The 16678-nt window shown below is 35.5% G+C and carries 11 protein-coding genes; 10 read left to right on the forward strand and 1 reads right to left on the reverse strand.

What is annotated here, in order from left to right:
* Positions 1–1000: 1000 nt before the first annotated feature.
* Positions 1001–1315, forward strand: a complete 315-nt coding sequence (locus ACP6PK_RS18080; RefSeq protein ID WP_094677340.1) for a DUF6679 family protein — start codon at positions 1001–1003, stop codon at positions 1313–1315.
* 87 nt (positions 1316–1402) lie between these two features.
* Here the strand turns inward: ACP6PK_RS18080 and ACP6PK_RS18085 are convergent, their stop codons facing one another.
* Complete coding sequence (locus tag ACP6PK_RS18085; RefSeq protein WP_426561415.1) at positions 1403–3022, reverse strand: MBL fold metallo-hydrolase; 1620 nt, start codon at positions 3020–3022, stop codon at positions 1403–1405.
* A 1893-nt stretch (positions 3023–4915) separates the two neighbouring features.
* Between ACP6PK_RS18085 and ACP6PK_RS18090 the strand changes: the two genes are divergently transcribed.
* The 9 genes from ACP6PK_RS18090 (at position 4916) to ACP6PK_RS18130 (ending at position 16531) form a co-directional block, all read left to right on the forward strand.
* Positions 4916–5785: a phycobilisome rod-core linker polypeptide gene (locus tag ACP6PK_RS18090; protein WP_426561417.1), complete on the forward strand. Its 870-nt coding sequence runs from the start codon at positions 4916–4918 to the stop codon at positions 5783–5785.
* A gap of 274 nt (positions 5786–6059) precedes the next feature.
* A complete protein-coding gene (locus ACP6PK_RS18095; protein ID WP_094677344.1) occupies positions 6060–6821 on the forward strand; it encodes a phycobilisome rod-core linker polypeptide in 762 nt (253 codons plus the stop codon).
* 757 nt (positions 6822–7578) lie between these two features.
* Positions 7579–8118, forward strand: coding sequence for a phycobiliprotein lyase (locus ACP6PK_RS18100; RefSeq protein WP_426561419.1), 540 nt, complete (start codon positions 7579–7581; stop codon positions 8116–8118).
* A gap of 685 nt (positions 8119–8803) precedes the next feature.
* The gene (locus ACP6PK_RS18105; RefSeq protein WP_426561421.1) at positions 8804–9427 is read left to right on the forward strand and encodes a chromophore lyase CpcT/CpeT; all 624 of its coding nucleotides are present in this window, start codon (positions 8804–8806) and stop codon (positions 9425–9427) included.
* A 962-nt stretch (positions 9428–10389) separates the two neighbouring features.
* Entirely contained in the window at positions 10390–10695 is a 306-nt protein-coding gene (locus ACP6PK_RS18110; RefSeq protein WP_094677350.1) for a CpeR family transcriptional regulator, read from the forward strand.
* A gap of 286 nt (positions 10696–10981) precedes the next feature.
* Positions 10982–12232, forward strand: coding sequence for an RNA-guided endonuclease InsQ/TnpB family protein (locus tag ACP6PK_RS18115; RefSeq protein WP_210407676.1), 1251 nt, complete (start codon positions 10982–10984; stop codon positions 12230–12232).
* Between the two features lie 99 nt (positions 12233–12331).
* Positions 12332–13705, forward strand: coding sequence for a ribbon-helix-helix protein, CopG family (locus ACP6PK_RS18120; RefSeq protein ID WP_426561425.1), 1374 nt, complete (start codon positions 12332–12334; stop codon positions 13703–13705).
* A 1408-nt stretch (positions 13706–15113) separates the two neighbouring features.
* A complete protein-coding gene (locus ACP6PK_RS18125) occupies positions 15114–16319 on the forward strand; it encodes a quaternary amine ABC transporter ATP-binding protein (protein WP_426561427.1) in 1206 nt (401 codons plus the stop codon).
* Positions 16320–16387: 68 nt separating this feature from the next.
* Complete coding sequence (locus tag ACP6PK_RS18130) at positions 16388–16531, forward strand: hypothetical protein (RefSeq protein WP_426561429.1); 144 nt, start codon at positions 16388–16390, stop codon at positions 16529–16531.
* The last annotated feature ends 147 nt before the right edge of the window (positions 16532–16678 follow it).

Raw genomic sequence — 16678 nt, forward strand, 5'->3', positions numbered from 1 at the left:
TACTCCCTACTCCCTACTCCCTACTCCCTACTCCCTACTCCCTACTCCCTACTCCATCTTTTCCGGAGAGGTCTATTATAGAAGTAAAAAAATCATGTTTCTGTTAAATTTGCAAATCCAAAATATATTCAATTATTATGATTAGCGAAAAATGTGAATATATTTTAGCCTAAAATTATAAATTATGGTGTTGATGATTTGAGGATGAGAACATATGAAATGAAATATTAAGTTTTTTTTGGTAGTGCCTGAATGCAAGTTTAACTAAATATGAAGGAAGAAGCACTTAGTAATGCAATGGACAATGATTACCATCAACAGAAATCTAAATAAAGGAAGTGACTATTATGCCTCTATATATTCTAGCAAAAATAATGATATACACTTAGTTAAGTCAATCCGCCAAAAGCTTTGGCAAAACCTAAACACTCAAATAATTAATGTAGTGTTATTATGATTATGTAAAGTTAACTAAGGAGTAAGGATTTTATGATCTACAAAAGTTAAATTGCCCAAACTCCATATCATCTGAGTTCTTTAAAATAAAATAAAATAAAAATTATAAATTATGGACTTGATTTAATTCTCATTCCTAAACTCCTATACGGAGATGGTCTAACGGTCACATTTTAAAATAATAACTTAGGCGAAAAGCTGGCATCTGCGCTATAGTAGATTTAAGTGCTACTAATTTAGTCTCACAATGAAAAAAGATTGCTGGAACAATCCTTTGAGATTGCAAGTTGAACAGTTAACATAACCTTGGCAAAAATATTACTCTAATAATGTTTCATTTTAGATAGTGATGAATGCCAATCAATACCAAGCTTGTGATACAATTTATATATTCCTAGTAATTCTAGGCTTGATACACGAAAGATGGTCATCAATATAAATGACAGTAAAGAGAAAATTTTTATTTGTCAAGCTTTCCAGTAAGTAATTTTTCATAAATACATTTGCATTTGACCAAGTTATTGATTGGGAGTATAAAAAGCCAATGCTACAACGCAAGATATATCAACTTTGTTGTGATGGTCGTGAGGTATGTATTTTCTTGCGAGATCAGCAGCGTTGGATAGAACAAGCAAAAATATTGGATATAGAGGGAGATTTAGTAACGATACGCTACGAAACAGATGAAGAAGATGAAATCTGTTCTTGGGAAGAAATGGTCCGTTTAGAAAGTATAGGGGCTATTACCCAAAAACTAGCGTCCGTGCCCAGGGGTAATATCGATCCTCTAGTATCTGAAGATTGTCCAGAAGCTGAACAGATTCGCAACCACTATCCAGAATCAAATCAACAAGAATAATTGAGATATCTCAGATAGATGATTAATGACTAAATTATTTTAGTTAAATACATAGAAATATGTCTTATTATAGTTAAAATTGATGAATTAGTCATTTTTATTGCTCTCTCCGTTAGAAGTAAAAGGAAAATGAAGCGACTCAAACATAGGACAGTACCCATCAGATGTTACCCTAAAGCCATATAGAGCTGAAACAGGATTGGAACAACGTTGTCCTCGGTAATGTACACAATTACCACAACAATGTAACTCAGGAGAGAGCAAGCGATCGCTAGTTTGACTAAGAATTTCTCGTTGGGATATTCCTCTAATTACCAGTTCTTCTCCTTGCCAACGAACTTCTACAAGACCTGTATCAGCAAAAGTTGGCCAACGATTATCATTTGTAATACTTTGAGGTAACGAAATTATTACCTCTGTCTCTAATTCATTTAATTCCCCTTCATAATTAGTTTCTGGTAATGTAGGTACTATAAAAGTTTCACCTATTGGTAACTCTACTAATCTACCATTAGCTGGAGAGTGTAGTTTATAACGGTTGCGTAACTCTTCAAGGTTAGTAAGGTCAGCTAAATAATTAGGACCGCCATGAACAAAAATTATATGTTGAGGACGTAAGTTATGAATTAACTGTGTTGTACCAAGTCCATCACAATGATCTGTCAGAAGATATGTTTCGGTATAAGCAAAATTAAACTCCTGTGATGTCTTTCCAGGTCTTTCTGGTAGTAAGATAATAACAGAATTATCTTGATTAATAACGTATTGGCTCAAATCAGTATCCTTGTCTGCAATGAGGATATAAGGCTTTTCTGTGGAAGGTAATTTTCCTGGCGATCGCCTCAGCACACGCGGTTTTATTTTTTCGTCCCAAAATAGAGGTTGATGTTGAGCAAAATTTTGTACAGTTGTGGGAAATTGGGACAATAGTTCTAAATAAAGGTCACAACCTCTGGCTACTTTTTCCTCTACCCAAATATCTAAATCGCGGCCTGTAAAATAATGGTGACTGCGTAGAAGCATCAACAATTCTTGTCCTAATCCTAAAGGGGGGGTAGGTAAGATAACTGAAGTTCCTGAAATAATAGCTTGATATATCTTTTCGGCCAGGTTATTCTCTAATTGTCGCCGATGTGGATAACGGGCAGTGCCATAGTTACCTTCAATTATTAATACATCTGGCTTGAGTCCTCGTAAATTTCCTAAAGGTAGACCTTCAACCAAACGACTGTTTGATAAAAAGAAATCTCCTGTATATAAGAGTTTATAGGTTCGATTTTTTCCAGTATAGGTGAGGAGAAAAGCTGTTGCTCCTGGTAAATGACCTGCTGGAAAAAGCTCTACAGTTAGACCAGTACGAAGTTCTACTGGTGAGTGCCAAGGTAAAGGTTGACAAAAATTAGGGATTTCAGAAATAGGAATTTCTGGCCAATTTAGAGGTAGAAGTTTAGTTGTTGCCTCACTAGCATATATTGGCAATTTTGGAAAAGTTTGATGAAGTGGCAAAAGTCCTTGAGCATGATCTGAATGTGCATGACTACATAGGACAATATCTGCAGGAGGTTGTTGTTTTATTTCATTAGTTAATAATGAAATATCGGTAATACCACAATCTAATAAAATCCGGTGTACTCCAATCCGAACTAGCAGACATATTCCATCATCTGCGTGACCTACACTATAAGCTAAACATTCTAAATCTATCACAAGGGTTATTTCAATTATCAGTTATCAGTTATCAGTTATCAGTTAGCTTCTTACAGAGGAACTTTCCTTTCCTGCGGAATGCTACGCAAAGTTTAAGAGTTATCAGTACCTCTGACTCTCTGTATCGGGATTGAAATACTGAATTGAAACTTTTTTTATCCCCTATTTGCTTCGCTCTAGTGCCGCTACGCGGAAGTCAAAATTCAAAATTCAAAATTCAAGCATTATTAATTAGTAAGGCTTTTAGGATTTTGTAACTGGTCAGTTATTTCCGCCATTCTGCACTAGGAAAATTTTGGATACTAATAATTTAAAATTTTACCCAATTATTAATTATTAATAATTAATAATTCTGGTTTAAAGGCTCCCCTTGGATAGGGGAAAAAAAGTGCTAGGATATTTCCCGATATTCAATTCCGTAACGGTTTTAACCTTCTTGTAATTATCAATTATCCATTATCAATTAATGAATCATCTTTAAGTTTAAGAACTTATTGACAAAATACCCGATAAATAAAATCTCAAATCAACTAAAGTTTTTAGTATTTTGATTCCTAATAAGTATTCAGTATTCAGCAGTCAGCAGTCAGCTATGAATTATTAACTGTTCACGTTTATAAATAATTAGTCTCTAACCAGAATTAAAAGTTATGTTTTCCCTGCATTCCGCAGAAAATAAAAAGGTAATAAGCTAACCTTAGTAATTACTTTATTCTTTAAAAAGCTTTTGGCGCAACATTCCGATCCAAAAATCAAAAATAAAATCAATTATTATCAAGAAATTATGAATTACTTCCCCCTATTACCAAAAAAAGAGGTCCAAAGCCTCCCCTTTTAAGAGGATGAAAAAAATATTTAATTCAGTATTTCAAGCCTTCGACTAAAGTCGGAGGTGCGCTGATAACTGTTAACGTTAACGAAGTTCCTCTGCAAGAGGCAGTTCCTCTGTTTCGCTGCGCGACATGGAAAGCGGAGCAGTCCGTCAGGATAAAGCGCAGCTCCGACCCAGGAGGCAAGAGGCTAACTGTTAAGTTAGCGAAGCTCCTCTGAAAGAGGCAGTTCCTCTGTTAGCGCAGCTCCGACCCAGGAGGCAAGAGGCTAACTGATAACTGAAATTACCCATTGCCTATTCCCTATTCCCTCTTTTCTGGAGATGTCTAATTTTTACTGAAAATTACTAAATATTAAACTACAAGAATAATTTTTTAGCTTAATTGCTAGCTTACAATCTTGGATGAGAAAAGATCCAGCGTATATTTCTATACGCTTACAAAACTTTATAATTATTCATAATTAAGAGCCTGGTAGTAGTGTATATTTCAATTCAATGTTGCGAGGGATCTCCCGTGATAATCGACAGATTTAACGGGAGGGGAATCACGACCCACAAAAAAAACAGATATTGGTATCAAACTTGTCAAGTTTTTCTGTTGACAACATGCCAATAATTATGATCCTCTTGACTAAGATTAGGAGTGGCGGTAATACGCACCTGATTGCTGAACCTAGACAACTCAAGATATGGAGTTAAACTCAGAGAACTTTAGTTATTCCGTCAGAAGGTCATTTCTTGAAGGAAACTAGGTGAGTACATAATTTTTAGCACAAGACGGCGGTGGGTCTCATCGTTGCTGCCTGTGGAGGCGTAGACAGCAGTCAGCCGGCAAGACAGGAAGCTCCATCCGTGAGGAGGAGAAGCTCCCCCTATAATCTTCGATTTAGCGGGAGAGAACGTCACAAAAGTATAAAACTTAAAAAAATAGGCTCATAGGTCTATACAATTCTACTCCTACTTCAGGAATAGATTTTAGCAATGAGTCCAAATTTTTCAGTTTTGTAACTAAAAAATACATTTTTTTCAGCAAACCTTATTAGATCTAGGAGATAGTTCAAATGGTTTTTGGACCTGCATCTCAGTTAGGGGTTGGCCTTTTTGAAGATACAGAACCCGTAGAACTGTTGCCCGGACGTTCATCAGAAGAAGTAGAAACTGTGATTCGAGCTGTCTATAGGCAAGTTCTGGGCAATGCTTACGTCATGGATAGTGAAAGACTCAGTGTAGCAGAGTCCAAACTCAAAGAAGGCGAAATTACTGTCCGTGAATTTGTACGTCAAGTTGGACGCTCTGACTTGTATCGTTCTCGGTTCTTTGATACTTGCCCCCGCTATCGTGCAGTTGAATTAAATTTTAAGCACTTTTTAGGTCGCGCTCCCGATGGCTACGATGACATGAAACTTCATAGCAAAATTCTGGATGAAAAAAGCTTTGAAGCTGATATTGATTCCTACATTGATAGTGACGAATATAGTAGTGCTTATGGGGAAAATATTGTTCCTTATTATCGAGGATACAAAACCCAAACTGGCAAAAAAATGGTTGGTTTTACCCATATGTTCCAACTATTGCGTGGAGCTTCCAGCAGCGACTTAAAAGGAAGTTTAGCTGGAAAAAGCCCTGCTTTGAATAAATATGTGATTCAAGAAACACCTTTGGCAGTAGTTCCTCCTTCTGGTGGTTCCGATGGTTGGTCATTCCAAGATACAGCTTTAGGTGCTAGAAGTAGACATGGAGTAGGAGCTAGTTCTGGTGGTAAAGTTTACCGCATTGAAGTAACAAACTATAGCTCAAAGGTAGTAAATCGTGTTTCCAAATTCCGCCGTAGCAATAAGGTGTTTTTGGTGCCTTTTGATCAACTTTCTAAAGAGTATCAAAGGATTCATCAGCAGGGTGGAGTTATTGCCAGTATTACTCCTATCAACTAGGGGTTAAAATCAGAAAATTATTTACTCATTTTGCCTCAATTGGTTAGTTGCTAAGTTACTAATAACTAAAATTGAAATTAAACAATGAAGTTGTTATAATTTAGTAATTATATCCAGGATAAGAAAGGGTAAAATTTTTTAAAAAATTTGCAGTAGTTCATGGTTGATAGTTATTCTGTTTATAATATGATTAACGATTAGCTATGACCTATGAACACTGCAAGGATAGTATAGAAAAAAATCAAAATCTTTGAAATAGAATAGAGGAGTTAAAATGTCACTTTGGGTAGACAAAATTGATCCAATAGAACTACGTTCTAATGCCACAGAAGATGAAAAAGAAGTTGTGATTAGAGCTGTTTATAAGCAAGTATTGGGAAATCTCCATGTAATGGAGAGTCAACGTCTAACTAGCGCCGAATCATTTCTGAAAAACGGAGAAATTTCTGTCCGTCAATTTGTTAATATGGTTGCTAAATCAGAACTATATTTCTCTTTGTTTTTTGAATCATCTTCTCCTTATGGATTCGTAGAACTAAACTTTAAGCATATATTAGGTCGTGCTCCTGAAGACCAGGCAGAAATTTCTGAACACGTTCGTATATGTAATGGAGAAGGATACGAAGCAGAAATTGATTCTTACACAAATAGCGACGAATATATTCAAAATTTTGGGGAAAATATTGTTCCATACCCACAAGGTACTACCACTGTAGTTGGCATGAAAAATGTAACCTTTAATCGGACATTTGCTCTGGAACGAGGATATGCTACAAGTGACAGAAATAAGCCTTCCCGATTGACTTTAGATTTAGCTGCTAACATGGGTACGAAAATTACAGAACCTGTATCTGTAAGTGGACCTTATAGCAATACAATTAAACGTTTTGAAATCTCAGTTACTAAAACTGGTATTGGTCCTGTTGTTAAGCGAAGTGCAACAACTTATACAGTATCTTATGAACAGCTAACTGCAAAAATCAACAGCATTCAAAAAACAGGTGGAAAAATCCTGAAAATTACTGAGGTTGCTTAAATCAACAGTTAAGAACTTTTCATTAATGGATAATGGATAATGGATAATAATTGATTAATGACAATCTATACCAGAAGTAAAAAAAGCTTATTCAAGTACGAAAAAGCAATTTTTATATTCTTTTATTATCAATTATCAATTATGAATTATTAGGAGAGGCTTTTAAACGGATTGATTAATTATCAATTATCGTTGGTAAGTTGTTGTTAGAAAACCCGGTTTCTCCTGAAAATATTACAGTAATAGTTTTACTTTCAAGAAACCGGGTTTCTATTTGGAGTAAGTTTTAATAATTATAGGAGTTACACAAAGACCATGTATGTAGCGTTCAAAACTATAACGTTATAGTTTTTTAACCCTATATATAGTATATAGTACCTCTGCGGTAAGCATTCAGCCGTCAGCTATCAGCTATCAGCAAAGAAGAAATTAGCCTCTAAAGAGAATTAAAAGTTATGAATAAAGTTGGTCATCAGCTAATCTTAGAATTGCTTGATTCTTTACAAAAGCTCTTTGCCCAGCATTCCGCATTTCGTGCAGAATGCTAATGGGTGAATACTTACCCTCTGCGTAACTCCTGAATTAATAATTAACAATTAATAATTACCTATTCTTTTTTAGAATAGGATTTAATAAAAAGATTTTTCCTTTTTTCTCCCTGAAAGGAAAGGGTTGAAACCCTAATTTTTCTGTAAAACAGGATTTGATAATATCAAATAGGTTCCTCAGTAAATATCATTTTTAAAGATAGTAATGTATGGATGTCGTAGAATTTGTCGAACGTTCTATCGGACGTTGGCGATCGCAACGTAGTGGCCACAATTTAGCATTTAGTCATTTTGAAGAAGTTCGCTCGACAATAGATATTGTTTCTTTACCAACAAATGCTCCAGAAGTAATAGAATTGTGTAAGTCTAGTGGAGTAGATATTAGTAATGCTATTTCTCCTTTTCAGATGAGTTGGGAAGGAGAATCAGATTGGGATGAAAATGAAATTCTTGAAGGTAGTTGTATTTTAGTACCAATACCTGATCAAGATAATCTCAAAAAAGGAAAGTTATTACGTTCCCAAGGGTATGCAGAAACTATTCCTGCTGCGGGAGAATATCATATTACCGAAGATGGTACTTTTGTTCTACATACAGAATATGACCGTGCTGCTGCTGAAGAAAAAATTTGGTTTGGCACTCCTAATCTTAGGTTTAGAGTATCGTTGATTAAAACGAGTGATGGTAATGGTGTATTAACTGCCTCTTTTTCATCAGAAATTCGTTCTTTATCAACTGAGGAAAAATAATCAGTAGAATAATCAAAATAAGTAAGTCGGTAGATGGGAATAGACCTAATACTGTTTCACGGAAGTCAAAATTCAAAAGTCATACATTAATATTTTATAGGCTCAAAACTTTGATACGCTGGTTCATTAATGGATAATGGATAATGGATAATGGATAATGGATAATGGATAATGGATAATGGATAATTGATAATTACCTCTGGTTAAAACCGTTACGGAATTGAAGATAAGGAAGTATCCTAGCACTTTTTTTTCCTTAAAAGGGGAGGCTTTAAACCAGAATTATTTAATTATTAATAATTCGGTGATTTCAGGAAATTATTTCACATCTTTAGTTTAAAATGATTGGCGACATCTTTAAAATTAATTTGTATCACAATGTCAGACAATTTTTATTTAGCTCAAACTTTTCAGATAACTTTCTTACCGAAAAAATGGGTATCAAGCCTCTCTATTTATGGATAAAAAAAGAAAAAATTTTCCTTTTAACCAATCTTCTCCTTTTCCAGAAGAGGTAATTATTAATTGTTAATTGTTAATTATTAATTGTTAATTATTGAAACTCCTTTTCAGTTGCTTAGGATATAGTTACATTTAATTATGCCTGGCTAATTATATAAATAGTTTTTCTTAAAAACCTTGATAATAAAAAGCAAAAATAATTGAACAATAAATAGGAAAGACTATGAATATTTCCCAGACACAAGATAAAACAAATTTGAATAACTTAATTACTCTAGCTAGTTGGATGGCAGGAGACTTTAGTAATAAAAAACAAGCCTTAGAAAATCCAACTCTTTATGCTCATATTCATGTTTTTTTCCGACCTTTGCCAGAGAATTTTTTTCCTGGTATAGGTTTTTATTCTGAGCAGGTTTATGACTATGACCTCTGGAGTCCATATCGTCAAGGAGTACATCAACTTATAGATAAAGGCGATTATATTTATATAGAAAACTACAAACTTATAGACCCTATTCTTTATGCTGGTGCAGCAAGAGAATTAGAAATTTTACATACTATTACTCCAGAAAATCTAGAACGTCGTTATAACTGTTCAATGGTTTTTAAACGAGATGGAGACAAATTTGTAGGGAGTGTTGAACCGGGAAATAAATGTTTAATTCATAAGAGAGGATGTGAGACTTATCTAGTTAGTAAAGTAGAGTTAACTGAAAATACTTGGGTTAGCTCAGATAAGGGTATGGATATTAATACACATAAACAAATATGGGGTTCAGCAGCAGGAGATTTAAAGTTTGAAAAACAAACAAGTTTTGCTGATGAGTTACCGAATATAAATAAGTAGTTAGACAAAATTATTTGTATATTTACTATTCAGTTATGTTTTGATTTTTTACCGAATTATTTGATTGTTAATAATTAATAATTAAATAATTCTGGTTTAAAGCCTTACCTTTTAAGGGAAAAAAAGTGCTCTTGAATTTCCTTATCTTCAATTCCGTAACGGTTTTAACCGAAGGTAATTATCAATTATCAATTATCAATTATCAATTATCCATTATCCATTAATGAATAGCTCTTTAGGTAATCTTTACCGAAAAATCAAGATATAAGAGATTGAATGTATCAGGAAATATAAAAAGGAGATAGGGAACACTTAACTGGGAACAGGTAATAAGAAAGAAGAAATTAAGACAACTATTTTTCACTTAAAAATCTAGGAATAGTATGTACCTTTCCACCTCTGGATATTTACGAGATTTTAACCTTTTGAAGTCTTACCTCTTTGATATTTTAGTCACTTCTTTGCTCTCTGAATACTTGTTTTACAAACAGTCTCTAATACCATTTATCAAAAACTTTATCTATTTCAGAGTAGGGGAGTAAGGGAGTACGGGAGTAGGAGAGTGTAGGGACGTTGCATCCAACGTCCCTACAAATCAAGAATAATTAACCTTAACTTACCTAAAATCACCAAAAAAGTTATTATACTAAAGTAATTACCTAATAACTGAAGTTTTAATTAAGTATAGCATTAATGGATGGAAATTGGTATAAAGCCTCTCCATTCATGGAGAAAAAAGCGGTCGAGAGATGGATGGGTTACCTAACCATATCCAATCGACCAAGAGAAGAAAAAAAATACTTTTGGTCAATTCTCTTCTTTATAAATAAGAGGCAATTATGAATTGTTAATTATTAATTATTAATTGTTGAACTACCCAAAATCTATAGTTAATTTTTTCAGGTACTTCAAAAATTCAAGGTAGCAGCCATAAAATAGTCTTGAGGGAGGGCTAAAAGAAAATGTTACCACCAATAGCAGAAAAGAAATTACAGGGTTGGATCAGAAGTCGCCATATCATCTGCTCAGGAAATTTCTTTTTATTTGAAACTGTAGAGTATTCTACTATTGATAGATTTACAGAATGTGTTCAAACATTGGGCGGGAGTTTGATATCTGTCAAACCTATTAAGAAAATTTGGATTGGTAATCATAGAAAAGTAGTTCTTTATCAAGCCAAAGCAAGTCTTCATACACCTCACCACGATTTGAAACAATACTGGGTCAAGTACGGTGGTTTTTATACTAGGTTTGATGAACGGGGTTAATTGAGTTTTAAGTAGTAGCTTTTAGGAATATATTCGATACCAAATTTGTCATAAATAGTTTTAAAGTTTAAATGTGAAATAATTTCAATAAATTATATAAAATCTACTTCCTGAGTGAGTTGGGAGGTTCATTCAAAAGGTATAAATTCAGAAGTATCGTTTGGGTTTGGTGACCAAATTTCTACGGGGATTCAACAATTAATAATTAATAATTACCTCTCCTTGAATTCGATGCCCCCAAAGCAAGCATTTATCAGCCCACTCTATATAGTGGTAAAATAACTCCATGCTGAACATGAACTACACTTATCGAATCTATCCAAATGCCGCACAGCAGATTGAACTGCTGGAGTGGCTTGAGACGTGCAGAGGCGTTTACAACTACGCTTTGCGCGAACTCAAGGACTGGATTGCTTCGCGTAAGTGCTCGGTGGACAGGTGTTCGTTGGAGAAGGAATACATCATTCCTGCCGACGAACCGTTCCCGTCTTACCACCGTCAGCAAAACAATCTGCCCAAAGCTAAGAAGCAACTTCCGCATTTAGGCCAGGTACATTCTCAGGTTTTGCAAACTACGATTCGCAGACTGCACGATACCTGGGAAGCGTTTCAGAAGCGTGGGCATGGTTTTCCGCGTTTCAAAAAGTTTGGTCAATTCAAGTCCTTTGTGTTTCCCCAATTCAAGCAGAACCCGCTCAACGGCTTCACCATCAAGCTGCCAAAGATTGGGGACGTTCCTATCAAGCTCCATCGCCCTATTCCTGATGGGTTCAAAGTAAAGCAGGTGCGGGTATTGTCTAGAGTACGGGGAACACAATGGTATGTCGTCGTTACCATTGAGTTGGATATATCGGTTCCTGATGCTCCGGTTCATGGTCGGGCAATTGGAATTGACCTGGGATTGGAGCGATTCTTGACAGCTTCGGATGGCTCTTTCCAGGAGCGCCCTAAGTTTTTCAAGTCGATGCAGAGCAAGCTGAAATTGCTGCAACGCAGAGGGGCGAGAAAACAGAAGGGGTCTAAGAATTGGGAGAAGGCACAGCGAGAAGTAGCCAGAATGCACCATCGGATTGCGAACCGTCGTCGAGACTTCCATCTGAAGACGGCTCACAAGCTTTGTGACCAGGCCCAAACTATCTTTGCAGAAGACCTCAATGTCAAAGGGCTGACGCGAGGGATGTTGGGAAAAGATTGTCTAGATGCTGCCTTCGGACAATTTCTGTCTCTGGCTGAATGGGTGTGCTGGAAACGCGGGGTGTATTTTGCCAAAATCAACCCAAACGGCACCAGCCAAACCTGCCCTAATTGCCTGGCAACTGTCAGCAAAGGGCTGGAAGTCAGAGAGCACCACTGTCTTGAGTGTGGGTATCGAACCCATCGTGACCATGCCGCAGCAGAAATGGTTTTGTATCGTGGACTAGAGAATGTAGTAGCCCAGGGACTCTGGGGAAAGGAAACAGCCTGTCAAGTCGGTCTGTCGGGGGTCTATGACCTAGATAAGTGGCGTGGGGCAGGAATGCTTGCACTGCGAGGTTAGGAAGCCCGCGCTGACCCTACGGGTACAGTGTCGGGAGAATGTCACGGAATACCATTAAGCGGTATACTAGAAAAAGTATGGTGGCCAAGGAGAATGCCAATGTCAAAAAAACGTGGTAGTGCCACCTCTTATACAGAAAGCAAGGTTAAAGTAGGCGTGTCTCTTACTCCCAGTAGCGCTGAGAAGCTAAAGGAGATAGCAAAAGAACTTGGTTTATCAAGGTCTGAGCTAGTTGAGCGCATTGCCAGAGGAGACCTTGCGGTTTTGAGAGAGGCGGCACAAATAACAGCAAGTTTGAATAATCAGTCGGATACTGTCAACAATGCTTTGAGCAAAAATGAATTACCCGAAAGTAAAGTAGATGTTGTCACAGTTCCCGAACCATTAAGCGAGTCTGTAGAAGTACAAACTCAATTATCGGCAAGTTATCAGACTTTACAGCAAGAGTTGGAATCTCAAATGGCACAGGTAAAGGATTTGGAAAACCAAATGGCTGCCATGGTGTCAAGAGAAAGTTATGAAACTTTACAAAAACAATTAGAAGAAGATAAAAAAGTAATTGCAGATTCCCAGGAAAAACTAGCTCAACTCCAGCAACTAGAAGCACAAGTAGCTTCTATGGTTTCCCAGGAAGTATACGAAACTTTGGAGCAAGAGTCTCAAGAGAAAAAGGTACAACTAGAAAAGTTAGAAGAGCAAGTCGCTTCGATGGTGTCCAAAGAAATTCACGATTCTTTGCAGCACCAGTCACAAGAGCAACAAACTCAACTTCAACAACTAGAAGTACAACTAGCTTCTATGGTTTCCCAGGAAGTATACAAAACTTTGGAGCAAGAGTCTCAAGAGCAAAAGGTACAACTAGAAAAGTTAGAAGAGCAAGTCGCTTCGATGGTGTCCAAAGAAATTCACGATTCTTTGCAGCACCAGTCACAAGAGCAACAAACTCAACTTCAACAACTAGAAGTACAACTAGCTTCTATGGTATTGCAGGAAAGTTATGATGCTTTGCAACTTCAGTCAGAAAAACAACAAGATAAGTTGCAAGAGCTAGAAGAGCAAGTTGCTACAATGGTGTCAATAGAAAGTTATGAAACTTTACAAAAACACTCAGAAGAGCAAAAGGCTGAATTGGAAAGTTTCCAATCACAAGCAGATTTAATGGTGTCAAAAGAAAATTATGAAGCTTTGCAGCACCAATTACAAGAGCAACTCAATAAGTTGAAAAACCTGGAATCAATAGTTGCTTCAATGATACCACAGGAAACTTATGAAGCCTTAGAAAAAGAGTCAGAATTGCAAAAACAAATAATCGTAGATTATCAAAATAAACTGACTCAATTACAACAAAAATATCATAACCAATCTGAGACAATAGAGGCTTCTCAAAAACAAATTTCTGAGTTACAAACTCCAGCAATGATTGCAGAACATCATATTCTTAACAAGTGGCAATATCGGACTTTTTCTAGATAAAGTTCAAGTTCAAGAAAATTGATGACACGGCCTAGTAAATGCAGCAAAGTTGAATTTTCAGTTTTGAAAATTTAGAATACAGCAGGGAGCAGAATTTAATTATTTTTCTTTCCGAAAGCGACAAAATCTCTCCGCTAAATTGATGAATTTCAAGAGCAATTTTTCCATCATCCATAAGATGTTAAGAAGCGGAGAGAAATTGAGTCGCACTTTGGGATATTTTCCTAAGTTCAATGTTGGAGTTATGCCATTATTAAAATAATGTTACAGAGAAATTGAGAGATTAAATAACTTAATTTTTGATGTATGTCAGATGAAAAATTAAGTCTGAAATTGGTGATAAATGAAGACTTAAATACTTAATGCTGTCAATCAAGAGAAAAAAAAGATAAAAAATGAGTGTTAAAATTTATCAGTCCTAATTGCTTAGGAATAATGAGTGTGAAATAGAAAATATGATAGCTCATCTACCTGACTTCTAACTGACAAAAATTTGTAGCAAAATTGATCGAATTGGTATTATATCAAAAAGCTATAGCAATCCTAAATTGATCGTGACAGTTTTAATAATAGTTAAAAAGAGCTGAAAATATAGAAAATTATGACTTCTGACTCCTGACTCCTAAGTGCCACTAAAATATTGCAACCGATTAGAGGATTGCTATTTTAATTTAAAAAGGGTAATTCATATTATATGTTATGGCGGTTATTTGTCTATTCAGCAATTAACAATTAACAATTAATAATTATCTAAACTGGAAGATTCATAATTTAGAAAAGACTATCTCATGCTTATTTATGGGGTGTAAATTATTAATTATAATGGGAGGCTTCAAGGCGTGAATTATTGAATGAATAATTAGGGTTTGCGCTCAAAAGTATTATGGGTGAGGGTAGGAGTCAGCAGTCAGGAGAAATGGGTAATTTAGAGGAGGCAGAAGGAGAAATTATCCCTTAAATTTTCAGCCATAAGTCAACTGAAAATCCTAACTTTTTGAGCATGAATAGCTAAAAAACTGATACTTTGTTAAAGACTTAAAATTGCTCAAACCCATATCTGTAAATTCTTTTATAGCGTTTCTCAGTATAATGAGGTACATCTATCTTTATATTGTATTCTATTCCCTATTCCCTATTCCCTATTCCCTATTCCCTATTCCCTATTCCCTGTTCCCTAAAACCAAAGAATTTTGTACCTCACGCTTCTTGGGAATTGCTATATATTTAATCAGTAAGCCCTAATTAATTGAAGATCAACTCCTAATAATTAATTATTAACTATTAATTATTCAGTAAAGCACCAAATATATCGCCTATAAATATATCTTTAAAAGGATAAAATGAGGTTTAAAAATGTACTTTGCTAACCAGAAAAAAAGCTGTAAATTATTATTTATAAGGTAAAGGTATGACTGCCAAAATAATTATAGAAAATCTAATTAAAATTTACGGTAAAAAACATCTTGCGGCTCTTAAATTATTTCGGGATGGAAAAACCAGAGACGAGATATTACAGTCTACAGGTAATGTTTTGGGATTAGCTGATGTATCTCTTGAGATTGGTAAAGGGGAATTATTTGTGGTAATGGGGTTGTCCGGTTCGGGAAAATCTACCCTAGTTCGCTGCATTAATCGTCTAATTAATCCTACAAGTGGACATATTTATATTGATGGTGAAGATGTTGCTCATGCTGATGAGAAACGGATGCGAGAAATACGACTGAATAAAATTTCGATGGTATTTCAGCGCTTTGGATTATTTCCTCACAAAACAGTAGCGGAAAATGTAGAGTATGGACTAAAGGTGCGGGGGGTTGAACCAACTCATCGTCGTCAGAAAGCTTTAGAAACATTAGAAGTTGTGGGTTTAGACAAATGGGCAGATTATCAACCTACTTCTTTGAGTGGGGGGATGCAGCAACGGGTGGGTTTAGCTCGTGCTTTGGCTACTGATGCAGATATTTTATTGATGGATGAAGCTTTTAGCGCCCTCGATCCATTGACAAGGGGAGAGATGCAGGATGAATTATTGCGACTCCAGAAAGAATTGCATAAGACTATAGTTTTTATTAGCCACGATATGCAAGAGGGTTTGAAATTGGGCGATCGTATTGCTGTTATGAAAGATGGGGCAATTGTCCAATTGGGGACTCCTGAAGAATTAGTTACTAATCCCAAAAATGATTATATTAAGGCTTTTACTGAAGAGGTAAATTCAGCCCAGGTTATTAGCGTAGGTTCGGTTATTAGTCAAAGAGTTTCTCTGATAATTGGTGAAGATTCTGTTAACTCTGGTTTGGAGCAAATGTTAAACCATAACCTCCAAGTTATATATGTAGTTGATGAGTACAATAAACCTATTGGTTTAGTGAAAAGACAAAATTTGGAAGAGAGTCTCAAACAAGGTAAAGAGGATATTACGGCTATAATGAAAACTGATTTTCCAATAATTGATATTTCTGCTCATCTAGAGGATATTTTTTACCTTTACAAACAAGGGTTTCCCCTAGCGGTTGTTAACGACAAAAAAGAATTTAAAGGTATGGTAGAAGCGGTTGATGTACTGACAACTTTGGGGCGACCAAGTATAAATTTGGAGAAAACGAATATTTGATAATTATAGTTTTCTAGAGCATATTTCTGACTTTTTGTAGCTAGAGGTACTGATAACTGATAACTAAAATGAGCTTGACAAACAAGGTTTTTTTCAAGGAGAGGTTAACTACAAAAAAAGAATTTCAAGACATGATAAAAGCTATTTATGTAATTACAATTCAGGTGCAACTAAATAAAAATTATGATTCAACTAATAGTGAATATTTATAGTTATCTAGAGAATATTTTTGATTTTCTTTAGCTAGAGGTACTGACAACTAATAACTAATAACTGATAACTGAAATAACCTTGAAAAAAAATGGTTTTTCCTAGTGGTTGTGAACCACAAAAAAAGAATTTGAAGTTATGGTAGAAAC

This window comes from Dapis hubbardiae BLCC-M172 (assembly GCF_050016015.1).
Classification (GTDB): domain Bacteria; phylum Cyanobacteriota; class Cyanobacteriia; order Cyanobacteriales; family Microcoleaceae; genus Trichodesmium.